This is a genomic window from Hahella sp. CR1, assembly GCF_029813005.1.
GTDB lineage: Bacteria > Pseudomonadota > Gammaproteobacteria > Pseudomonadales > Oleiphilaceae > Hahella.
This window is the reverse complement of record NZ_JAPELK010000001.1, coordinates 567639-589035: the sequence shown is the minus strand read 5'-3', so window position 1 is coordinate 589035 and position 21397 is coordinate 567639. Positions and strand designations below refer to the sequence as shown.

General features: G+C 55.2%; 19 protein-coding genes and 1 riboswitch. Of the genes, 9 read left to right on the top strand and 10 right to left on the bottom strand.

Translation table 11 applies throughout. The features are described 5' to 3' along the window. Positions 1-351: 351 nt before the first annotated feature. From ONV78_RS02600 to ONV78_RS02585, 4 genes are all read right to left on the bottom strand, one after another. Positions 352-663 (bottom strand): hypothetical protein, encoded by a 312-nt coding sequence (locus tag ONV78_RS02600; protein ID WP_279500850.1) that lies wholly within the window; start codon positions 661-663, stop codon positions 352-354. 337 nt (positions 664-1000) lie between these two features. After that, positions 1001-2209, bottom strand: a complete 1209-nt coding sequence (locus ONV78_RS02595) for a ribonucleotide-diphosphate reductase subunit beta (protein WP_279500848.1) — start codon at positions 2207-2209, stop codon at positions 1001-1003. Positions 2210-2237: 28 nt separating this feature from the next. Then, positions 2238-5099: a ribonucleoside-diphosphate reductase subunit alpha gene (locus ONV78_RS02590; RefSeq protein ID WP_279500846.1), complete on the bottom strand. Its 2862-nt coding sequence runs from the start codon at positions 5097-5099 to the stop codon at positions 2238-2240. 124 nt (positions 5100-5223) lie between these two features. Beyond that, positions 5224-5446, bottom strand: a riboswitch (cobalamin riboswitch). A gap of 78 nt (positions 5447-5524) precedes the next feature. Next, on the bottom strand, positions 5525-5824 hold the full coding sequence (locus ONV78_RS02585; RefSeq protein WP_279500844.1) for a hypothetical protein: 300 nt from the start codon (positions 5822-5824) through the stop codon (positions 5525-5527). Positions 5825-6070: 246 nt separating this feature from the next. On the opposite strand from ONV78_RS02585, the gene ONV78_RS02580 reads away from it, so the two are divergent. The 3 genes from ONV78_RS02580 to ONV78_RS02570 are packed head-to-tail and all read left to right on the top strand — an operon-like array spanning position 6071 to position 8536. Then, the gene (locus ONV78_RS02580) at positions 6071-7042 is read left to right on the top strand and encodes a pilin (protein WP_279500842.1); all 972 of its coding nucleotides are present in this window, start codon (positions 6071-6073) and stop codon (positions 7040-7042) included. A 3-nt stretch (positions 7043-7045) separates the two neighbouring features. Beyond that, on the top strand, positions 7046-8026 hold the full coding sequence (locus ONV78_RS02575; RefSeq protein ID WP_279500840.1) for a hypothetical protein: 981 nt from the start codon (positions 7046-7048) through the stop codon (positions 8024-8026). 24 nt (positions 8027-8050) lie between these two features. Further along, positions 8051-8536, top strand: a complete 486-nt coding sequence (locus ONV78_RS02570) for a pilin (protein ID WP_279500837.1) — start codon at positions 8051-8053, stop codon at positions 8534-8536. Positions 8537-8549: 13 nt separating this feature from the next. On the opposite strand, the gene ONV78_RS02565 is transcribed toward ONV78_RS02570, so the two are convergent. Together ONV78_RS02565 and ONV78_RS02560 are read right to left on the bottom strand one after the other, a co-directional pair. Next, positions 8550-8933 (bottom strand): MmcQ/YjbR family DNA-binding protein, encoded by a 384-nt coding sequence (locus ONV78_RS02565; protein ID WP_279500835.1) that lies wholly within the window; start codon positions 8931-8933, stop codon positions 8550-8552. 20 nt (positions 8934-8953) lie between these two features. Then, entirely contained in the window at positions 8954-9568 is a 615-nt protein-coding gene (locus ONV78_RS02560) for an FMN-binding negative transcriptional regulator (RefSeq protein ID WP_279500833.1), read from the bottom strand. Between the two features lie 187 nt (positions 9569-9755). On the opposite strand from ONV78_RS02560, the gene ONV78_RS02555 reads away from it, so the two are divergent. The 3 genes from ONV78_RS02555 to ONV78_RS02545 all read left to right on the top strand — a co-directional run bounded on the left by ONV78_RS02555 (position 9756) and on the right by ONV78_RS02545 (position 11196). Continuing rightward, a complete protein-coding gene (locus tag ONV78_RS02555; RefSeq protein ID WP_279500832.1) occupies positions 9756-10271 on the top strand; it encodes a GNAT family N-acetyltransferase in 516 nt (171 codons plus the stop codon). Between the two features lie 111 nt (positions 10272-10382). Then, complete coding sequence (locus tag ONV78_RS02550; protein WP_216736635.1) at positions 10383-10658, top strand: PepSY domain-containing protein; 276 nt, start codon at positions 10383-10385, stop codon at positions 10656-10658. Positions 10659-10668: 10 nt separating this feature from the next. Further along, positions 10669-11196 carry a cytochrome b/b6 domain-containing protein gene (locus ONV78_RS02545; protein ID WP_216736636.1) on the top strand — a complete coding sequence of 176 codons (528 nt, stop codon included), beginning with the start codon at positions 10669-10671 and terminating at the stop codon, positions 11194-11196. 24 nt (positions 11197-11220) lie between these two features. Here ONV78_RS02545 and ONV78_RS02540 read toward each other — a convergent pair whose 3' ends face one another. Continuing rightward, positions 11221-11973, bottom strand: a complete 753-nt coding sequence (locus tag ONV78_RS02540; RefSeq protein WP_279500829.1) for a transporter substrate-binding domain-containing protein — start codon at positions 11971-11973, stop codon at positions 11221-11223. 214 nt (positions 11974-12187) lie between these two features. Here ONV78_RS02540 and ONV78_RS02535 point away from each other — a divergent pair, with 214 nt between their 5' ends. Both ONV78_RS02535 and ONV78_RS02530 read left to right on the top strand, forming a co-directional pair. After that, positions 12188-13060, top strand: coding sequence for a MaoC/PaaZ C-terminal domain-containing protein (locus ONV78_RS02535; protein ID WP_216736638.1), 873 nt, complete (start codon positions 12188-12190; stop codon positions 13058-13060). Between the two features lie 166 nt (positions 13061-13226). Continuing rightward, positions 13227-14168, top strand: coding sequence for a GGDEF domain-containing protein (locus ONV78_RS02530; protein WP_279500825.1), 942 nt, complete (start codon positions 13227-13229; stop codon positions 14166-14168). A 134-nt stretch (positions 14169-14302) separates the two neighbouring features. Here ONV78_RS02530 and ONV78_RS02525 read toward each other — a convergent pair whose 3' ends face one another. The 3 genes from ONV78_RS02525 to ONV78_RS02515 are packed head-to-tail and all read right to left on the bottom strand — an operon-like array spanning position 14303 to position 20210. Beyond that, positions 14303-15745: a TolC family protein gene (locus tag ONV78_RS02525; protein WP_279500824.1), complete on the bottom strand. Its 1443-nt coding sequence runs from the start codon at positions 15743-15745 to the stop codon at positions 14303-14305. Next, complete coding sequence (locus tag ONV78_RS02520) at positions 15738-18911, bottom strand: efflux RND transporter permease subunit (RefSeq protein WP_279500822.1); 3174 nt, start codon at positions 18909-18911, stop codon at positions 15738-15740. Before ONV78_RS02520 ends, ONV78_RS02525 begins: the two co-directional genes overlap by 8 nt. A 12-nt stretch (positions 18912-18923) precedes the next feature. Continuing rightward, positions 18924-20210 carry an efflux RND transporter periplasmic adaptor subunit gene (locus tag ONV78_RS02515; protein WP_279500820.1) on the bottom strand — a complete coding sequence of 429 codons (1287 nt, stop codon included), beginning with the start codon at positions 20208-20210 and terminating at the stop codon, positions 18924-18926. Positions 20211-20388: 178 nt separating this feature from the next. On the opposite strand from ONV78_RS02515, the gene ONV78_RS02510 reads away from it, so the two are divergent. Beyond that, on the top strand, positions 20389-21378 hold the full coding sequence (locus ONV78_RS02510) for a LysR family transcriptional regulator (RefSeq protein ID WP_216736643.1): 990 nt from the start codon (positions 20389-20391) through the stop codon (positions 21376-21378). Positions 21379-21397: the final 19 nt, after the last annotated feature.

The following is a 21397-nucleotide window of genomic DNA, read 5'->3' as shown; positions in this document are numbered from 1 at the left end:
TGTAGAAACTGAATATCAGAATGCAGGTTACAGCGTTCAAAGGGTTAGCAAGATCCTCTTAACTCTTTGCACAATACTCCGACCTTGTTGAGCAAAATAACTCATGCAGTCACTCGCGTATCGAGAAACCAAAACAGGAATTTATTTAGGCTAAGGCTGATATTAGAGCAAGCGGAATAGCGCGAGATTAAGCACGATAAGAAAGGTTTTCATAGGCAAAGGCTGAATCGGTAGCTATGCAGCTAACAGAAATCAGCCAGAACTATTTACAAGGCCGTAAAAGCAGAAAATGGCTTCCATTCAAAAACACAAAAGCAAGCTGAAGTAGGCTTTACTCTTGCGCCCTTATGCTCAGCCACCGTTATTTAGATCTTTACACTGGGAAGCTGCGCCTTCAAATTGACTCCCTTCGTAAATTTTCTTACGAATACACTGCCAATATTCCGCTGATTGGCCATTTTCGGTGCAAGCCGAAGCTATATCAGGCACTTTTCCTCGGGCAATTTGCTGTTTCTGCTCCTTTTGCGCTTCTTGCTCCTTGGCGTAATAAAGTCTCATCACACTTTCGCACTCTTTTATTGCCAGCTCCTGCTCGGCAGCCTGAGCAACCCCCAAAGAAGATAAAAATAATAAAAACGAAGCCAGCGTCAATCTAGTCTTCATTGTATCCGCCTCTTATATCAAACTGAAATGTTGTAAATGCTATCTATAACCAAACTTGATTGGAAGAGCGTGCAAGAAACAGCTTTCAGAAGTCAAATGAATAAAATTACGAACTTGAATTAAAGCTCCACAGGCTTACTCAATAGTATGAAATATAGCGAAGAAACGATCTGAGCACACATGCGTGAAAATTCTAATGGGGACCACGGCGTCACTGATTGAAGAAAGCCATTAGTTAATCGGGTATAAGCTATTTGTAAAAATATCGACCTCGTCATAATGACGAGGTCGCCTGCCGTTCAAACAGATATCTCTATTGCCCAATTTTTTGCCGAACTCACCACTGCAACGACGCCCCGGTCTGATATTCCGTCACGCGGGTTTCGAAGAAGTTTTTCTCTTTGCGCATGCTGGCCTGTTCGTCCAGCCAGGGCAGTGCGTTACCGGCGCCGGGGAATGGTTCGTCCAGTTTCAGCTGCTTGGCGCGGCGGTTGGCGATGAAGCGGAATTGTTCGATGTGGTCTTCCGCGGTATAGCCCAGGATCGGTTCTTTCAGCAGGAAATGGGCGTAGCCGGTCTCCGCTGCTTCCGCTTCTTCCCACAGCGTCTTGATGGCTTTGGGATCGAGGGTGACGCCTTCTTCCTTGATGATCTGTTTCACCACACGGATACCGAAAGCGCAGTGCATGACTTCGTCGCGCATGATGTATTGCAGCTGCTCGCCGGTGCCTTTCATCAATCCGCGGCGCTGCAAGGCGAAGATAGGGCTGAAGCCGTTATAAAACCAACAGCCCTCGAAAATACCGGCGAAGAAAATATACGCCATCACGAAGGTTTCCAGGTCGTCGCGGTTACGCAGATTGATATCCGGGCGCAGTAGCGCGCTGATACGCTCGTTGCCCATCTTGATCTTGCGATAGATCGCTGGCGTGACGCGGTAACGGTTATAGATCTCGCTCTGATCCAGACCAATGGTTTCGATACAGTGCTGATAGGTCCAGGTATGCAGGGATTCTTCGTATACCTGACGCGCCTGATAGATCTGCAATTCCGGCGCGCTCATTTTCTCCATCACCGCCAGACCGATATTACGCATGGCCAGAATGTCGGACGTGGTCAGATAAGCCAGTACGTTCTCATACACATGCTTTTCTTCCAGCGTCAGCTTGTGATGATAATCGTACACATCCTGGGACATGTTGATGTCCAGAGGCGTCCAGTGGTTTTTGTTGGCGTTGAGGAAAAACTCCCACGCCCAGGGATACTTGAACGGCGCCAGCTGGTTGATGTCGGTCATCCCGTTCACCACCCGCTTGTCGTCGGGATTGACCGGGTCCAGCTTTTGTAAAACCTGTTCTTCCATCGCCTCCTCCGCCAGGGCTGCGGGCTCCGGCTCGTTGTCAGGGGCTCCCCCGGCGGCGGGAGAGGTGGAAACGGGTGACTGCGGAGAAACAGCAGAGGATGTGGACACAGCAGGAATCGCCACCGCCAGAGGATCGTCCCAGTCCGACAAGGTCGCAGTCTGCTTCATCAGTTCGGTATTCATGGTCATAGCTCCTGGTTGTTATCGTCGCTTACTGACAGGCTTCACAGTCCGGATCGAGAATCGAGCAGAACTTCGGTTGCGGCTCCTGACTCTCAGTGTCGTCAACATCAGGTTTGGCGCTGTCGCTCTGGGAAGCGCCGGAAGAGATTTTCTCCATTTGCGTAGCGCCGAGAGAGCGCAGGTAATATGTCGTTTTCAGGCCGCGGGACCAGGCCAGCTTGTACAGGTTGTCCAGTTTTTTACCGGAGGGTTCAGCCATGTACAGGTTGAGGCTCTGCCCCTGATCAATCCATTTCTGGCGACGGGAGGCCGCTTCCACCAACCAGCGAGGATCAATCTCAAACGCAGTCAGGAACAGCTGCTTGACGTCTTCCGGAATACGGTCGATCTGTGCGACGGAACCATCGAAATATTTGAGGTCGTTGACCATGACGGAGTCCCACAGTTCCCGCGCCTTCAACTCCTGCACCAACCAGGGATTGATCACGGTGAACTCGCCGGACAGGTTGGATTTGACGAACAGGTTCTGATACGTCGGTTCGATGGACTGGGAAACGCCGACAATATTGGAAATCGTCGCTGTAGGCGCGATCGCCATGACATTGGAGTTACGCATGCCCTGCTTTTTCACCAGTTCACGCACCGGCGCCCAGTCCAGGCTGTGACCGCGATCCAGCGTGCAAAACTCCGCGCCGCGTTCCTGCTCCAGACGATCCAGAGAATCGATCGGCAGAACGCCCTGATCCCACAAGGAGCCTTCATAGGTTTCGTAGCGGCCGCGTTCTTTCGCAAGATTGGAGGACGCGGTGATCGCAAAATAGCTGATCAGCTCCATGGATTGATCGGCGAAGCGCACCGCTTCGACGCTGCTATAGGGCAGGCCAAGCTTATACAACGCATCCTGGAAGCCCATCAGACCCATGCCTACAGGACGATGACGCAGGTTGGCGTTGCGCGCCTGGGGAACCGCGTAATAGTTGATGTCGATGACGTTATCCAGCATGCGCACGGCGGTATACACGGTGTTGCGCAGACGGCCGTGATCGATTTCGCCATTGCGTATGTGGTTGACCAGATTGACTGAGCCCAGGTTACACACCGCAATTTCGTCCTGGCTGGTGTTCAGCGTGATCTCCGTACACAGGTTCGAGGAGTGCACCACGCCAACGTGTTGCTGCGGCGAACGCAGGTTACAGGGGTCCTTGAAGGTCACCCAGGGATGGCCTGTTTCGAACAACATAGAGAGCATCTTGCGCCACAAGTTCTGCGCAGACACTTTCTTGAACAGGGTGATAGCGCCGCTTTCCACCAGAGATTCATAGTGGGTGTAGCGCGCTTCAAAAGCGGAGCCGTATAAATCGTGCAGATCCGGCGCATCGCTGGGTGAGAACAGCGTCCACTCCTTGTCCTCAAACACCCGCTTCATGAACAGGTCAGGAATCCAGTTGGCGGAGTTCATGTCATGGGTGCGGCGGCGTTCATCGCCGGTGTTTTTGCGCAGTTCCAGAAACTCTTCGATATCCAGGTGCCAGGACTCCAGATAAGCGCATACCGCGCCTTTACGTTTGCCACCCTGATTCACCGCCACCGCCGTGTCGTTCACGACCTTAAGAAACGGCACCACGCCCTGGGACTTACCATTGGTGCCTTTGATGTGGGAGCCCAAAGAGCGCACCGGCGTCCAGTCATTACCCAGACCGCCCGCCCATTTGGACAGCAGGGCATTGTCCTTGATCGCGCCATAAATACCCTCCAGATCATCCGGCACTGTGGTCAGATAGCAGGATGACAATTGCGGACGGTTGGTGCCGGCGTTGAACAGCGTCGGCGTGGAGCACATGTAATCAAAAGAGGACAACAGGTTGTAGAACTCAATCGCGCGGGCGTTGGGATCATCTTCCTGCACCGATAATCCCATGGCGACGCGCATGAAAAACGCCTGCGGCAATTCCAGACGGGTCTCGCGCCAGTGGATAAAGTAACGATCGTAAAGGGTCTGTAATCCCAGGTAGGTGAATTGGCGGTCACGCTCAGGCTTCAGCGCAGCGCCCAGTCGTTCCAGATCGAATTCGAGCAGACTAGGCGACAGCAGTTCATGTTCGACGCAGCGTTCAATAATGGCGCGGAACGCAGTCGGATACAGTTCCGCCATTTCAGTTTCCGTGGCGGACGCTGCGATATTGAGATAGCTCAGCGATTCTTCACGCAAACCGTCCAATAACAAACGGGCGCACACATAGGAATAGTTGGGCTCTTCTTCGATCAGCGGACGCGCCGCCATGACCAGCGCAGCGTTGACGTCTTTGTGTTTGACGCCGTTGTACAGGTTTTTCAATGCGCCCTGCAGGACTTTCTCCTCGCTGACGCCGTCCAGATCCGCGCAGGCATCGCCAATCACCGTGCGCAAACGTCCCATGTTTAGCGGCGCTTCCGTGCCGTCGGCGAATTTCACATTGATATCAGGATGCGTCTCCCCCGCCTGCTCGCTTGGCGCTGGCGCACGCTGACGGGCATGTTCTTCACGATACAACACATAGGCGCGAGCCACTTTGTGGAAGCCGCCGCGCATCAGGCCCAATTCCACCAGATCCTGAATTTCTTCGATGTGCACCGAACCGCCTTCGGGGCTGCGGCGACGCAGACGCGCCACGATATCTTTAACCAGTTTTTCTACGGAATCCCGCACACGGGGCGAGCCGGACGCGGATTGTCCTTCCACCGCCAAAAACGCCTTGGTCACCGCCATAGCGATTTTGCGGTCGTCAAACGGCGCGGCCTGACCGGTGCGTTTGATCACCTGCAGCAGGGCGTTATGAGTGTGTGACTCGGATGATACAGATGGGGAGCTGGAGGCGCGCGCCTCGCTGGGGGACGAAAAACTGCCGGTCATGGAATTGTCCTCTATCGCGTGTTCTGGCCGAACCTCCACGATTAGGGACATAAAGCGACGCGCAGACAGGACGAAAATCGCCTCGCACAAAGCGGCGCTTTATCATTACCCTGAGTCGCGAAGGCATGAATAACTTCAGCATGGCAGGTCTTCGGACTCGGGGGCGTTTACACGTTTTTGCGAACCTACGGCGACCGCTTCCCATCCTCTTTCAGGACAGTGCGTGGGCGTTTCCACCCGCGTCGCTTTCGTTCCCCCACACCGCTGCGCGTCAGTACCGGACTCTCACCGGATTCCCTCTTAGCACAACCTTTGAACAGGCGTGAACCATAGCTGAGGCACAATATATTGTTTTGACTACTAAAAGTAAATACTAGATGTAGAGGCAACGCCATACAGCAAAACCGTGGGCGTATGGGGTGAAATCAGGCCAGAATGACAGCGAATAAGAACTTTTTCAGTAGCGCTTGGACGCCTACGCCGATGATGATAAGAATAAAAATCTCTGAATAGGCATCCGCTTTGGTAATCAGCTTCAACGCAACCAAATAGAACCCAATAGCGAGAAGAAAACCAGGCAATCCATAGACAAAGTGTACAATCAAAGCCGCCGTAAGAACGATCAAGAATGCCTCAATGAACGCCAGCGAGACTTTCAACAACTTGGCCGCAGCGAACAGGCAAGCGCCCTCTATCAAAGCGCCTATGATTAGATTCAAATCCATGAGAATTCCCAAAAGGCGGTCATTCTAAACAGTAAACCGACGCAGTCAATACAGCTAAGCCACACTGACATCCCTAACGGCGAAGTTCACACATCCACGATTTTCATGGCGGTCGAGCAGCCGAAGTTTGCCCAACCTCATTGTCATCCCCAGAAAATAAACAGGTAATTACCTGAATCAAAAGTAGTTCAGGATGCAAATCAGCTAAACTGCTAATAATTTTCTTCTTCGCATTAAGGACTGGCTTTGCCTGAACGCCGCCGCTTTTTCAAAGAAACACTGACGCCCTATTTTGCGCCGCCGATGTGGTTGCACTGTCTTTTGTACGTGTTAACGCTGGGCGTGTACGAACTATTCTGGCATTACATGAATTGGCGCAAGTATCGGCTTATATCGGGAGATCCTATCTGGCCGCCGCTGCGCGGGCTGTTCTTTTATTTTTTTATTCCTTCTCTGGTTAGTAATCTCGCGCGCAGTTCCTCCTTGGCGGGCCGCTCTGATCCTTTGCTTGGTCCATGGACCAGCGCGTTATATCTTGCGGTGGCGATAACCGCCGCTACGCTCGCACAAGCATTGAATCCTTTATTTATACTGCCCTCCTTCTTCTTCCTGACCTATTTGAATTGGCGGGCGCGGTGGATCAATCAGCAGTTCATAGCTGTTCCAGCCCAGTCGAGCGCCGACGTCTCTGCGCTCAGTGTCAGCTCACCACAGCAACCAAATGGCGCTTCCCTCGTTTTTAAACCGTCTTTTCAGGCTGTCGGTAGCTTTCGTTGGCTGGAGATTCTTACCTGTATCGCCGTGATTTGCATCGCTTTGACTGTCGCACTAGACGCCGGGCGTCACGCTACGATTAAAGCCCGCCTGACCGAAGCCTTTGGTTTATTGGAAGGAATCAGAGTGGACATGGCGGAAAAATACGCCTTCTCCGGGGCCTGGCCGGAGCGAGAAGAACTACATGCGCTGAGTAACGTCGAGGCGATCTACTTCCAATCAACGGAGCTCGATTCAAGCGGCGCCTTGCACTTCACCCTTTCCCCTCGAGCGGGAGAAGCGCCAAGGACCATCAGCTTTCGACCGGTCGTCAGCAATCCCGATGGCGCATTGCGCACCCTGGGATGGACATGCGCGTCAGCGCACTCGGGTCCACGCAAAATCTACGGCGACGACAAAAGCTCGCTGCCTCCGGAGCAACTCCCTTATATCTGTAGAGGTTAAACCGTGATCCTTATTTCTTCGCCAAACTCAAATCTGAGCCAATTGTTGCGACATTTGAACCATCAGGTCCAACAAGGGCTTTCTCTGGAACAGGCGCTGGCCAGACTGGAGCCTCTCCTGCCGGCTCACGCACAGCCTCAGGTTGAGCAACTGAAAAAAGTATTGCAGGGTGACGTCAGCCTACATGCGACGCCTTACCAGGACAGTCCCTTCTACGACATAAGTCGCCTCGCCGCCATTGTGCGCGCCAAAGGCGGCTCGCTTCCCGGTTTTCTGGAACGCTATATCACTCACTCTCACGCCATGGAAGTCTCTTGGCGAGGCGTTTGGGACGGATTGCAAAGTCTGCTTGGCTACGTCTTTGCTCTGCTAATCATCACCATCTTTGTTTTCAGCATCCTGCTCATCAAGGTGTTGCCTGGATTTCAAGCGTTCTACAGTGAAACAAACACGGAACTGCCAGCATTTACGATGGCGCTGATATCCGGCTTAGAGTCGTTTCAGTCGGTTTGGATCTTCGTATTGATCGGTTTGATTCCGCTATTTTGGATTGGATTCAAGACAGTCGGTTGTATTCGACGATTGAGGCCCATGCCGGATTTCATACAACGCCTCCCAGGCTTGTCCTCCATCGCCAAAGCCCATCTACGTTATCTCTGGCTCGCCAACGCCTATCTGCTTAACCGCTCCGGTCTGGATGCGGAAACGTCCTTACGTGAAGCGCTGCAGCTCTGTTCCAGCGCCAGCCTGGAAGAAACACTCTCACAACCAGAATACCTGGATCTGATGATCGCCCTGAAAACTGACGCGCTGGAACAGGAGTTGGAGTATCAGTTCGAGCGACTCAACGTCGCGTACGCCGCGGCGCTGGCGTCCTTCAAAACCAAATTCGTCGCAGGCGTCAGCACCCTCATCGCCATACTGGTGGGAGCGGCCATCATCGCCGTCTACCTCCCGATATTCGGCTTAGGATCCGCTATTTAACCGTTATTTATCAAAGGCAGAATTATGACTAACACAACGCAAAACGGCTTCACCCTCATCGAATTAATGATCGTGGTCGCCATCATCGGCATTCTGGCGTCCGTCGCCTTGCCCAGTTATCAGGTTTACGTCACGCGGGCGCAGGTCACCGAGGCGGTCACCATCGTGGGCGAACTGCGTGATCAGGTGAAAGAGTATTACAAATACAAAGGCGATTTTCCGACCGACAACGCCGCCGCGGGCATGCCTGCGCCCAACAAGTTATTGGGGAATTTTGTGAAGAACATCACTCTGGAGAACGGCGCCTTTCATGTTCAGTTGGGCAACAAGGTGAACAAAAGTCTGCAGGACAAATATCTCACCATTCGCCCCGCCATCGTGACCGGCAGCCCCGCCAGCCCAATGACCTGGTTGTGCGGACATAGCCCCGCCGTCGAGGGCATGGAGGCCGTCGGCGCCAACAAGACGGATATTGATCCGGCTTACCTGCCCTCCAACTGCCGGTTCTGAACGCCGAAAACGCTTAGGCGGGGAACAGGGTTTCCCTGCCGTAACGCAGCTCCAGCGCCTGACGCTCCGCCTTGGTGAGACCTTTAACCACCAGCGCGTAGGAATTATCTATCATCCGACCGATCTCTCCGAGCGGCACACCGCCATCCAGCGCCAACGTATTCCAGTGTTTTTTATTCATGTGATAGCCCGGCGTGACGGAGGGGAAGATATCCCGCAACGCCAGCGCTTCCACCGGATCGCACTTCAAGTTCATGCGTCCTTCGCCGTCTTCCATGCCAAGGGTCGCGAACATTTTGCCCCTGATCTTGAACACCGCCACCTCGGGTCCAAACGGAAAATCCTCAATGGCTTCGGGTTTACTTAAAAGCGCCTGTCTGGCCGCTGCGTAGTCCATATCATCGCCTCTGATTAAAGTCAGCTATCCTGCAGCAACTGCATCTGCTGCGCGATCACCCGGGAGTTTTCGTCCGGCTGCCTCGACAGCCCGGCGATCACCCCGGCCTGATCCTGCGGGTTACGATTCTGGCTGAGTTTGAACTTGCCGTTCAAGGTTTCGATATCAATGCTGAAACCGACAATAGCTTTCATCATCGCCTCCAGCCTGGCTGGCGGCACTTTACTCATTTTCCAGGGGTTGGCGAACGCCGCTTCGTGTTTGTCGCTCAACTGCTCCAGCAGCCAGGGCAGACGTTCAGGGGGCAATAATTCCGAGTGCCCCCGCGCCTCCACGCTCATGAAGTTCCAGGTAGGCACCATTCCCGTGCTTTCATACCAGTCCGGCGACACGTACGCATGCGGTCCCTGAAACAGAACCCGTGTTTCATCGGCGCCGTCCAGCTCCTTCCATTGATCGTTCTGGCGGGCCAGATGGCCATACAAGCGGTTATTCTGGCGGTCCAGTATAAAAGGGACTTGATTGACCTCCAGCACCCCGGCTTTCAGCGTCATCAAAACACCGAAGCTCCAACGGTCAATAAAATCCAGCATGGCGGAGCGGTCCTCCACCTTGAATGAAGCGGGCATGTACATAGTCGAAATATACCTGACTGCACGGACTGTGGGTAATACGTCGCGCCGGCTGGCGTCTAACGCATCGGATTGAATAATATAGCGTTTTTAACCCGCGCTGACACAGTTCGTCAGCGGGCTTTTCGAAAATAACGTTTTGCGCTATAACGGCTGGGCGTTTCACACATCTCATGGTTAAGGACCTCACATGCTTAACGCCGTCTTTGAGGATTTCCAGTTACGTCCCGCACAAGAGGCGGACCTGCAAGCCGTTGTCGATATCTATAATTCCACAGTCGCTTCCAGACAAGTCACGGCGGATACTGAAGAGGTTTCCACAGCGAGTCGCCAGGACTGGTTTTTGCGGCATACCGAAGAACGTCCCTTGCTGGTGGCGGAACGAGCGGGCCAAATTCTGGGCTGGATCAGCTTCGAGCCCTATCATTCTCGTCCTGCATATCGACACACGGCGGAATTGAGCATCTATCTGGCGCCGGAGCAGCGCGGCAAAGGCATGGGCGCACGCCTGTTGAGTCACGCGATAGCGTTGGCGCCGCAACTTGGGGTGACGGCCCTCGTCGGGGTGATTTTCTCCCACAATGCGCCCAGTCTCGCCTTGTTTCGCAAGCACGGCTTTCAATGTTGGGGAGAATTACCCAATGTCGCCGAAATGGACGGCGCGCTCTACAGTGTGACGCTGATGGGCCTGTCGCTGCCTCAATAAGCCCAACAAAAAATATTTTCTTTATCGTGCATTGACTTAAGCCTCCCTTAAGCTTCGCCCCTTAATCTGCTCCTTGTCGTTAAACAAGACATTCACACAAGGAACAGATTTATGAAACCAACCTCAATCGCCTTATTCGCCGCCGCTCTGAGTCTGACCGCAGCCACCGCGTTTGCAGACCCTACCTGCACCACAGAGCCCAAGTCCGCCTGGCAGGATCAGGACGTTTTCAAACAGTCGCTGCTGGACCAGGGTTACAAAATCAAGAAGTTCAAAGAGACAGACACCGGCTGCTATGAAATCTACGGCTGGAACAACCAGGGTCAGAAAGTGGAGATCTACTTCAACCCGGTTAACGGCGAAGCTGTCAAAACTGAAATAGATTAAGGAGTTTCCCATGCAAACCGTTCGTGTCTGGGACCCTCTGGTCCGCTTATTTCACTGGACGTTAGCCACAGCGTGCATTCTGAATCTGTGGGTACTGGAGGACGGAAGTTCCTGGCACGAATGGGTCGGTTATTACGCCGGAGGCGCGATTGCGATCAGAGTCTTATGGGGTTTTATAGGGACGCCCTACGCGCGCTTTCGGTCTTTTTTTCCTACGCCGACACGGCTTAAAAACTATGTAGGCGCACTCCTGTCCGGCAAGCCCACCGAAACGGTAGGCCACAATCCGATGGGCGGCCTGATGATTCTGGCGCTCATGTTCCTGGTGGCTGCGCTGGCGGTCAGCGGCTGGATGATGAGCCTCGACGCCTTTTGGGGCGAAGACTGGCTGGAGGAGATTCACGAGGGCTTGGCCAACGCATTAATGGCGCTCATGCTTATTCACATCGCTGCGGTGAGCCTGTATTCACGCTTTGGCAAAGAAAATCTTATCGCCGCCATGGTCACCGGCAAAAAGCAAATCAGCAAACCGGAATAATCACCAGACGAAGCGTCGTCAGGATTATTGATACTTCTTCAGCAAGGCGGCGTAAGTGCCGTCTTCCAGCATATGCCGCAGGGTTTCTTCCATCAGCTTGAGCAATTCCGGATCTTTGGCCAGCGGCGATTTTCTGGAGATAATCAAATGGGCGGGGGTATCCGATGCGACTTTTGTCGGCAGCCCTTCTATCTTCTCTTCCAGGCCCAGTTCCCGCGCCATGTAGTCCACTTCCAGGGCATTGCCAATCACAGCGTCGATGCGCTGCGCGGCAAGCAGACGCAGATTATGGCTCATGCTCTTCTCGATCACCTCAAAGCGTCCCCGTTTTTGCGCATGATCAAACTCCGGATTGATGGAAAAGCCCAGATTCTTGCCCAGTACCTTGCCGTCCAAATCCTCCAGACTATAAAAAACGATAGGCCGCTCCGGGTTAACAAACACGCAATAGGTGCTCAGGTGAATCGGCGGATCGAGAAAAATCGCATACTCCTCCCTTTCCGGCGTACGAAAAGCGGAAAAGCCGCCATCAATGGACCCCGCCGCCACCTCATGCAGCACTCTTTTCCAAGGATAGAGCTTGATATCGACCTTCCAGCCCAGACGACGCGCCATTTCTTCGACGATATCCACGTCCAGGCCTTTGACCTGATCGCCATCGCGCCATTCATATGGCTTGAAGTCCTCCTGTGAAGCCAGCACCAGCGACATTTCCGCCGCTGACGGCTGCATCAGTAGCGCGAGCAGCCCACTAAACACCCATACTGACAGTCTCATTTGGCCTTTTCTCCGCAATGATAATAGCGCCTTATCATCCTTTCGGCCGACCCTACCAACCCAAAAGCCTATTGTAGCTGATTCTTTTTTAATCTATTTATATAGCAACTTTACAAACGGTTACATATTTACAACAGACAACTTTATAACAGACAACCGGGATGTCACGAATGAGCGCATTCGACCACCGGCCGGCGGCGAGAAGAGAACAGTTATGCACGTAGTAAGCTACACCGAACCCCAACTCCCTGATTTACTGACGCTTTACGCAAAGACCTTGCTAAAGCGGGAGCTGACATACACTCGCCTGCCCGAATTATGTGTTGAGGTTTTCGATATCACTCTTTGCCGCAGCCATCTGGAAAAATATCTGCACTTCTTTGAGTTTAGTCCGCAATACCGACAAACTGAACGCGCGCCCCTGCCGTTTCTGTATGTTTTTACCCAAAAACCCCAGCTGACCCTGCTGACCCGGCCGGAATTCCCTCTCAAACTGCTGGGTCTGGTGCACCTGGGCGTCAAGTTTATCCAGCGCTTTCCAGTATGCGCCCAGGACCGATTGACTGTACGCGCGTATTTATCCGGTCAGGAAGAATGCGCGCATGGGCAAAGCTTCACGGTGACGACGGAAATCTGGACCCGCGGTCAGGTGGCGGTGGAAATGGTCAATCATTACCTGAGCAAACGCCCTGGCAATCATCGCCCCGCCCGTAACGGACCGCGCACGCCTTTTTCCGACGCGGCTCCGCAGACGACCTTCTATTTCGGCAGCGCCGATATTCGCCGTTATGCGCGACTGTCCGGCGACTTCAATCCGATCCACCTGTACCAGTGGACCGCGCGTCTGTGCGGCATGAAGAAACCGATAGTGCATGGCATGTATTCCGTCGGCAAAATCATGGGCTATCTGAGCAATCAGAATGAACGTGAGATTCGCCAGGCGTCATTTAAATTCACCCGTCCCGTCTACGTGCCCAATGACTTATCCTTGTGGACCCACGCTTTCGATAATCGCACCATGGTGACCCTGGGCAGCCGCTCCAACGCCCCCAGCGTCTCCGCCGAGATCGAATACAAGCTGGGCTGAACCTGCTCCGCCGCGTCCTGCGGCGGAATAATCCTGAAAAGTATGCTACTTAATTAATAGGCGTTATTTTTGATGCGCCGCATTGCGTCGCGCCGGCATCAACGGCGGAAAGCGCGCAACGCCTTATTCCAACTTATTTTTTGCACCCGCTGTGGAGCCTTTATTCATGTCCAGCGAAGTCAACGATCTGGCGCATACGCTGTTCGCTTTTATAGAAAGCAGCGACGAAGCTTACGCCCTCTTCAACGACCAGGATCTTCTTGAGTACTGCAACGCCGCTTTCGCCCGGCTTTTCAATGCTGAATGCGACTTTCTCGCCGGTTTCAGCTTTCGTCGTCTGGCGGAACGTTGCTACGACACCCGGCAAGGGATTCACATTGAGTCCGACGATCTTGAGGGGTGGTTGCGATACGCACAGGAATTACGTCGCACGCGCCAGTTCCGCAGCTATGAGGTGGAGATCAGCGGCGGTCGCTGGTTCTTATTCTCGGAGCAGATCGACAAACAGGGCCGCATGCTGGTGCGCGCCCGCGACCTCACCGCGCAGAAGCAACTGGAAGGCCGCATCAATCACGCCAACCAGAAGTTACGCCATATGGCGATGACGGATGAACTCACGCATGTCTCCAACTATCGCGGCTTTTTCGAAGCGGCGGAAGCGGAGGCGAATCGCTGCTGGCGCACCGGTGCGCCCATGACGCTGATGCTGCTGGACATGGACCATTTCAAAAAGGTCAACGACAACTATGGCTATCCGGTGGGTGACGCAATATTGCGCCGCATCGCGGAAATGACCCGGGACGCGTTGCGTGAATATGATGTGTTTGGACGTATCGCCGGCGAAGAATTCGCCATTTTCCTCAGTCAGGCCAATGATAAGGTCGGCATGCAGATCGCTGGACGCCTCATCGAATCCATAGCCGACATGGTCTTCACCGGGCCCGAGGATGGCGATCCGGAAGTACGCGTCACCGCGTCTATCGGACTGTGTATCGGAGAGTGCGATACGCCGTTCGAGCAGCTTTTCAAACAAGCGGAAGTGGCCTTGCAGCAGGCCAAAGATCAAGGCAGGAATCGTGTGGAGGTGTTCCACATGAAAAAAAACTGACAGAGGTTTTCCAGAATTAGAAAAAGGATCTGCGACCATCCGCCGTCAGTGTCGTGCCCCTTGCGCTTGTCATGAGATCGCAAAAAGGACCGCAAAGCGCGCGACGACGTCAGATGGCCGCAGAAAACAGGGGGCTAGCCTCGTGTGAACGCCTCCGAGCCGGTCGCGGCGACATTATCCGCCGACGCTTCCCAGCCGCCGCCCAAAGAGCGGTAAATTTCCACAACGCCTTTCATGATATCCGTCTCCGCCTGCATGGCTGCGTCTTCCGCCGCCAGACGGGTGCGCTCCGTGTCCAGCAACACCAGCAGGTCGATAAAGCCTTCCTTGTATTGCGCCTGGGCGATTTCCTGAGCCCGCGCGCTGCTCTCCACCTGCGCCTGCAAGTGCAGATAACGCTGTTGGCTCTGATGATAATTAACAAAGCTGAGCTGTGCGTCTTCCAAAGCCCGCAGAACCGTCTGTTGATAGTCTTCCAGGGCCGCTTCGTTCTGCGCCTCGGCCACTCGCACCCGCGCCTTCAGGGAAGCCCAATCCAGCACCGCCCAGTTCAGGCTGGGCGCCACGGACCATGCGCCGGAGGAGGATTTCAGCAGTTCACTGCCGGAGCCGGAAATAAAGCCCAGGAAGCCTGTCATCTCCACCTTGGGAAACAGGTCCGCCGTCGCCACGCCAACTCGGGCGGTGGCCGACGCCAAACGCCGTTCAGCGACGCGCACGTCAGGACGGCGACGCAACAAGGTCGCGGGGTCGCCAATAGCCAGCGCCGTGGCCACCTGGGGAATGGGCTGATAACTCAAGTCCATCGCCAGCTTGCCGGGCTCGGAGCCAGTCAGCACCGCCAGCCGATATTCATCACGGGCGATACGAGCCTCTAATGGAGCCAGAGTGGCTTGAGCGCCGGCATACTGCGCCTTACTGCGCACCACATCCAGCTCTGCGCCGACGCCCGTCTTGTACTTGGCTTCCGTCAGATCCACGACGGATTTCAGATTCTCCAGATTGCGCTGCGCCACTTGAATCTGCGCCTGGGCGCCGCGCAAGTCCGCATAGACGCGGACGACTTCGGCGATGATCTCCACCTGCACATTGCGTAACGCCGCGTCACTGGACAGCGCTTCCGCCTCCGCCGCTTCCATCAGCCGCGTCACGCGGCCGAAGAAGTCCAGATTCCAGCTCAGGTTGCCTCCAGCGGAATACTGCTCCACCTTGGCCGCGTCAGAGAAAGTCGGCGCCGACTTGGCGCGCGAGGCGCTGTAATCGGCGCCCACGCCGCCTTTCGGAAAGCGGTCGTCGCGACTGTCGTCAAAGGCGGCGTAAGCCGCCTTCACATTGGCCCGCGCCTTGGCGATGTCATGGTTGTCAGCAAGGGCGAGATCCACCAGTTTCTCAATACGGGGATCGTTGAATTGTCCCCACCAGTTTTCCTCCATACGCTGGAAGTCGAACTGCTGCTGATTAAACGTCTGCAATTGCGCCGCAGGCTGTTCCGGAGCCTGATAATCAGGCCCCACTGTCATGCATCCCGCCATAGCCAGAGTCAGCGCGGAGACCAGGAAAAACTTCGCCTTACGCATGAGCCGCCTCCCCTTGCGCTGCGTCCTGTGGATCGCGCTTTTTCACCCAGCGACGAATCAGGTGATAGAACAACGGCGTCAGCAACAATCCAAAGATCGTTACCCCGATCATGCCGGAGAACACCGCAACGCCCATGGCGTGACGCATTTCCGCGCCAGCGCCGCTGGAGTACACCAATGGAGCCACGCCCATGATGAACGCCAGAGACGTCATCAGAATCGGACGCAGACGCAGGCGACAGGCTTCCAGAATGGCGTCCATCAGACTGAGACCCGCATCCTGACGCTCCTTGGCGAACTCCACGATCAGAATCGCGTTTTTGGTCGCCAGTCCCACCAGCACGATAAGTCCAATCTGGGTGAAGATATTGTTATCGCCGCCGGACAGAATCACCCCGGTCATGGCTGACAACAACGTCATCGGTACGATCAGAATAATCGCCAATGGCAACGACCAGCTTTCGTACTGCGCCGCCAGCACCAGGAAGACCAGCAGAACAACCAGCGGGAAGACGAATATTGCCGTGTTGCCCGCCAGAATCTGCTGATAGGTCAGCTCGGTCCACTCAAAGGTCATGCCGTTGGGCAACTCGTCTTTGAGCAGCTTCTCAATCGCCGCCTGGGCCTGACCGGAGCTGTAGCCCGGCGCCGGCGCCCCATTGATTTCCGCGGTAGGGTAACCGTTGTAGTGCATGACCCGATCCGGACCCGCCGTATGAGTGACGTTCACAAAGGAACCGATGGGGATCATGTCGCCCTGGCCGTTGCGCACTTTCAAGCGGCTGATCTGATCCGCCTCCTGACGGAAGTCATCCTCCGCCTGCACATTCACCTGATAGGTGCGGCCGAACTGGTTGTAGTCGTTCACATACAGCGAGCCCATGTAGACCTGCATGGTTTCGAACACATCGTTCAGAGACACGTTGTGCGACTTGGCCTTCTCGCGATCCACATCCACATCGATCTGCGGCACGTTGACCTGGAAGCTGCTGAACAGGCCAGTCAGTCCTGGGGTCGCCCAGGCTTTCTGCACGATATTCTGGGTTTGCGCATACAGCTCGTTGTAGCCCATGCTGGCGCGATCTTCGACCTGCAGGCGGAAACCGCCGATAGTGCCCAGCCCCATGACCGGAGGCGGCGGGAATATCGCCACAAAAGCTTCCTTAATGGCGCTGTATTCGCCGTTCAACTGTCCTGCGATAGCGCCTGCGGACAGAGAGGGGTCCTTACGTTCTTCGAAGGGCTTCAGCGTCACGAATACGATGCCGCTGTTGGGGGCGTTCACAAAACCGTTCACGGACAAACCAGGGAAGGCGACAGCGGATTCCACGCCGGGATGCTTCAGCGCGATGGCGGACATTTCCCGAATCACGTCTTCCGTTCGATCCAGCGAGGCCGCGTCCGGCAACTGCGCGAAGGACACCAGATACTGCTTGTCCTGCTGCGGCACGAAGCCCACGGGCGTGGTCTGGAACTGATGATAGGTCAGGCCGATCAGACCGCCGTACACCACCAGGATCACCAGGCCGCCGCGAATGATGCGCTTCACGCCCCAGGTATAGGCATTGGAAGCCTTCGCAAAGAGCTTGTTGAAAGGCGCGAACAACCAGCGTCCCAGCAGGCCGTCGATCATGCGGCTCAGCAGATCTTTCTTGGCGCCATGCGGCTTCAGCAACACTGCGGACAACGCCGGACTCAGGGTCAGGGAGTTGATGGTCGAAATGATCGTGGAAATCGCAATGGTCAACGCGAACTGTTTATAAAACTGCCCGGTCAGCCCGGAAATAAACGCAGTAGGAATAAACACCGCGCTCAACACCAGAGAGGTCGCGATAATCGGACCAGTCACTTCTTTCATGGCCTGCTTGGTGGCGTCCACCGGCGTCATGCCCAGCTCGATATTACGCTCGACATTTTCCACCACCACGATGGCGTCATCCACCACGATGCCGATGGCCAACACCAGTCCAAACAAGGACAACGCGTTCAGAGAGAAACCGAACAGATACATTACTGCGAAGGTACCCACCAGGGATACCGGCACCGCCACCAATGGGATAATCGAGGCGCGCCAGGTCTGCAGGAACAACACCACAACGATAACCACCAGCAGAATGGCTTCCAGCAGGGTTTGCACCACCGCTTTGATAGAGCCTTTTACGAAAACGGTAGGGTCATAAACGATGGAGTAGTCCACGCCTTCCGGAAACGACTTCTTCAATTCCGCCATGGTGGCGCGCACGTTGTCGGAAATCTCAATGGCGTTGGAGCCAGGACGCTGGAATATCGGCAACGCCGCAGCAGGCTTGTTGTTCAGCAAAGAGCGCAATGCATAAGTGCTGGAGCCCAGCTCCACGCGGCCGACGTCTTTCAAACGGGTCATTTCCCCATTCGGGCCGACGCGGACAATGATGTTTTCAAACTCTTCCGTGGATTCCAGGCGGCCTTTCACGTTGATCAGCAACTGGAAATCACTGGCGCTGGGAGACGGCGGCGCCGCCAGGGTGCCCGCCGCCACCGCGCGGTTCTGTTCACGAATGGCTTGCAGCACGTCGCTGGTGGTCAGATTCAACGCAGCCACTTTTTCCGGGTCCAGCCAGATGCGCAGAGAGTAATCTCCAGCGCCGAACACACGTACTGCGCCCACGCCTTCAATCCGCGACAGCGCGTCTTTCACGTTCAAGGTGGCGTAGTTCGCCAGATAGAGCGTGTCGTAACGGTTATCCGGCGACACCATGTGCACAACCATGGTCAGGTCCGGCGAGGATTTCTCCGTCGTCACGCCTAGACGCTGCACTTCGTTGGGCAGGCGCGGCAATGCGCGACTGACGCGGTTCTGCACGTCCACCTGCGCTTCGTCCAGGTCTGTGCCCAGCGCGAAGGTCACCGTCAACGCCATGCGGCCGTCGGAAGAGGCCTGGGAAGACATATAGAGCATGTTCTCCACGCCGTTGATCTCTTGTTCCAGCGGCGAGGCGACAGTTTCAGCAATAACCTTGGGATTGGCGCCGGGATAGGTGGCGTTCACCACCACCGTAGGCGGAACCACTTCGGGGTATTCCGTAATAGGCAGCTCGAACACCGCCAATGCGCCGGCGATAAATATCATTATCGACAGCACGCCGGCCAATATGGGCCGATGGATGAAATATTGCGACAGATTCATAACTGCTTACCTTTAGCCGCGAGGCTGTTCCAGTGCGGCGTTGGGAGAGGCTTTCGCCGGGGCGGCCGCTTGCGCCGCTTCCAGACGGGCCTGCTCCGTCAAATACTTTTCCACGATCTGTTGTTGCGCGTAGAAACGCTCCAGCGCAGCGGGCTCCGCCATGGCGGTTTCCTGCGGCGTCACTTCAGCGCCGGGACGCACCCGTTGCAGACCATTCACCACGATTTTCTCGCCGGGCTGCAGCCCCTTGCGGATCAGACGCAGGCCATCCACTTTCGGACCCAGCTCCACTGGACGGTAGGTCACCTTGTTATCTTCGCCGAGCACCAGTACGAATTTGTTGCTCAGATCCGTATTGATGGCGCGATCGTTGATCAAGATGCCTTCATGACGGCCACTGGCGATAATTCTGACGCGGGCGAACAGACCCGGCGTGAATTCATCGTTCTGGTTATCGAACACCGCCCGTCCACGAATAGTTCCAGTCTCGGGATTTACCCGGTTATCCAGGAAGTCGATGTAGCCGGTATGAGAATAGTCCTGCTCGTTCGCCAGACTCATCAGCGCAGGGTTATCGCCGTCACGGGCGCTGGGACGATCGCCCCGGGCGACCTGATCGCGGTATTTCAGATACGTGCGCTCATCAGCGTCGAAATAGGCGTAAACCTTGTCCGTAGACACCAATGTTGTCAGCAGGCTCTGACCTGCCTGTACATAGTTGCCTTCAGTAATCACCGCGCGGGAGACGCGACCGGCAATCGGCGCCGTCACTTTGGTGAAGCTCAGATTCAACTTGGCCGATTCAAGCGCAGCCCGAGTAGACTGCACCTGGGCGCGAGCCTGACTCAACTGGCTCTCGCGGCTGTCCACCTGCTCTACGGAAATCGCGTTCTGCTTTTTCAGGCTTTGCGCCCGCTTCATGTCGCGATCGGCAAGTTCCAGGCGCGCCTCGGCGCTGGCCAGATCAGCGTTCAAGCGATTCACTTCCGCCTGAAAAGAGCGAGGATCGATTTCAAACAGCAGATCGCCTTTGTTGACTTGCGCGCCTTCTTCGAAGGTCACCTTATCGATGTAACCTGACACCCGCGGGCGCAACTCAACTGTTTGCGTCGCCTCCAGGCGACCGGTGAATTCGTCCCATTCCGTAACGGGCTCGTTCAGCACGGTGGCGACGTCCACCATTGGCGGCGCCATAGCGTGGCCTTGCTGTTGTGGAGGTTCAGCGGGCTGGCAGGCGCTCAACAGGACTGCCGCCGACACTGCCGCTCCGTATAGAATGAGAGATCTGGAAAATTTCATGACAAGCTCCTTTGACTGACAGGCGCACAATAACCGGCCTCTACTGACAACCTGCTGTCAGTAGCTCCGTTAGCGCCTCAGGTTTTTTGCGATGCTTGCATTCTGTTCGCAATCATTGATATCGTCTAATTTATATTTGATATTCGATACATCATTAATTTTTATATGAAGGCTCGATATGCGTAATATAGATTTGAATTTGCTCGTTATTTTCGACGCCATCATGACCGAGAACTCCATTAGCGGCGCGGCGGAGCGGCTTTCCATGACCCAGCCCGCGGTGTCCAATGCGGTGGCGCGTATGCGTCAGGTCTGGAACGATCCCTTGTTCGTGAAAAACGGGCGCGGCATCCAGCCCACCACCCACGCGCTCAGTCTATGGCACCAGGTGAGCGGCCCATTGATTCAACTGAAGGACGCCGTCAACCCGCAGGATTTCGACCCATCATCGACTCGCAGACGCTTCCGCGTGGGCATGAGCGATATCACGACGGATCTGATCTGGCTGCCCATGCGCAGAATGGTGGAGACGGAAGCGCCTAACATTGATCTGCATGCGGTTCCCGCCAACGGCAATAACTCGGAAAGCATCCTGACCAACGGCGAAGTGGATATTATCGTGGGCGTGATGCAGGAGTTCCGCACTTCGTTCCGCAACGATTTTCTGTTTGAAAGCGATTATGTATGCGCCATGCGCAAAGACCATCCATTGGCGGCAGAACCGCTGACCCTGGAGAAATATCTGAAGGCGGATCATTTGCTGGTGTCTTTAACAGGAGAAGCCACCGGTTTCGTCGATATTACGCTCAGCCAGCAGGGGTTGAGTCGTCGCGTGGCGATGACGGTGAATCATTTCGCCTCTGTGCCGGCGCTGTTGGAAGGCAGCGACCTGATTTCCGTCGTTCCCAATATGGTGATCGCCAAAGGCGCCAAATGCGGTTCGCTGCATGTCACCAAGCCGCCTCTGGAGATACGCCCCACCCCCGTATCCATGATCTGGCACGCCCGCCATGATCGTGACCCCGGGGTGCTGTGGCTGAGAGAGAAGATCAAGTTTTTCACTATCGCCGAGTGGCTTAAATACCTGCCAAGCTGTTGTCCGCAGGTGTGTCATTTACATCAATGGAATGATGTCGAGGCGGAAGGGGAAGCAGCCATCATGGACTGACCGCCGCAGGCGGCCAGTC

What these genes read in the sequence shown, in the direction of transcription:
- ONV78_RS02560 (WP_279500833.1), bottom strand. Translation starts at nt 9,568, where the DNA reads ATGTACATGCCCGCTTCATTCAAGGTGGAGGACCGCTCCGCCATGCTG.
- ONV78_RS02525 (WP_279500824.1), bottom strand. Translation starts at nt 15,745, where the DNA reads ATGCGTAAGGCGAAGTTTTTCCTGGTCTCCGCGCTGACTCTGGCTATG.
- ONV78_RS02585 (WP_279500844.1), bottom strand. Translation starts at nt 5,824, where the DNA reads ATGGATTTGAATCTAATCATAGGCGCTTTGATAGAGGGCGCTTGCCTG.
- ONV78_RS02545 (WP_216736636.1), top strand. Translation starts at nt 10,669, where the DNA reads ATGCAAACCGTTCGTGTCTGGGACCCTCTGGTCCGCTTATTTCACTGG.
- ONV78_RS02520 (WP_279500822.1), bottom strand. Translation starts at nt 18,911, where the DNA reads ATGAATCTGTCGCAATATTTCATCCATCGGCCCATATTGGCCGGCGTG.
- ONV78_RS02530 (WP_279500825.1), top strand. Translation starts at nt 13,227, where the DNA reads ATGTCCAGCGAAGTCAACGATCTGGCGCATACGCTGTTCGCTTTTATA.
- ONV78_RS02550 (WP_216736635.1), top strand. Translation starts at nt 10,383, where the DNA reads ATGAAACCAACCTCAATCGCCTTATTCGCCGCCGCTCTGAGTCTGACC.
- ONV78_RS02510 (WP_216736643.1), top strand. Translation starts at nt 20,389, where the DNA reads ATGCGTAATATAGATTTGAATTTGCTCGTTATTTTCGACGCCATCATG.
- ONV78_RS02535 (WP_216736638.1), top strand. Translation starts at nt 12,188, where the DNA reads ATGCACGTAGTAAGCTACACCGAACCCCAACTCCCTGATTTACTGACG.
- ONV78_RS02600 (WP_279500850.1), bottom strand. Translation starts at nt 663, where the DNA reads ATGAAGACTAGATTGACGCTGGCTTCGTTTTTATTATTTTTATCTTCT.
- ONV78_RS02555 (WP_279500832.1), top strand. Translation starts at nt 9,756, where the DNA reads ATGCTTAACGCCGTCTTTGAGGATTTCCAGTTACGTCCCGCACAAGAG.
- ONV78_RS02590 (WP_279500846.1), bottom strand. Translation starts at nt 5,099, where the DNA reads ATGACCGGCAGTTTTTCGTCCCCCAGCGAGGCGCGCGCCTCCAGCTCC.
- ONV78_RS02570 (WP_279500837.1), top strand. Translation starts at nt 8,051, where the DNA reads ATGACTAACACAACGCAAAACGGCTTCACCCTCATCGAATTAATGATC.
- ONV78_RS02515 (WP_279500820.1), bottom strand. Translation starts at nt 20,210, where the DNA reads ATGAAATTTTCCAGATCTCTCATTCTATACGGAGCGGCAGTGTCGGCG.
- ONV78_RS02540 (WP_279500829.1), bottom strand. Translation starts at nt 11,973, where the DNA reads ATGAGACTGTCAGTATGGGTGTTTAGTGGGCTGCTCGCGCTACTGATG.
- ONV78_RS02595 (WP_279500848.1), bottom strand. Translation starts at nt 2,209, where the DNA reads ATGAATACCGAACTGATGAAGCAGACTGCGACCTTGTCGGACTGGGAC.
- ONV78_RS02565 (WP_279500835.1), bottom strand. Translation starts at nt 8,933, where the DNA reads ATGGACTACGCAGCGGCCAGACAGGCGCTTTTAAGTAAACCCGAAGCC.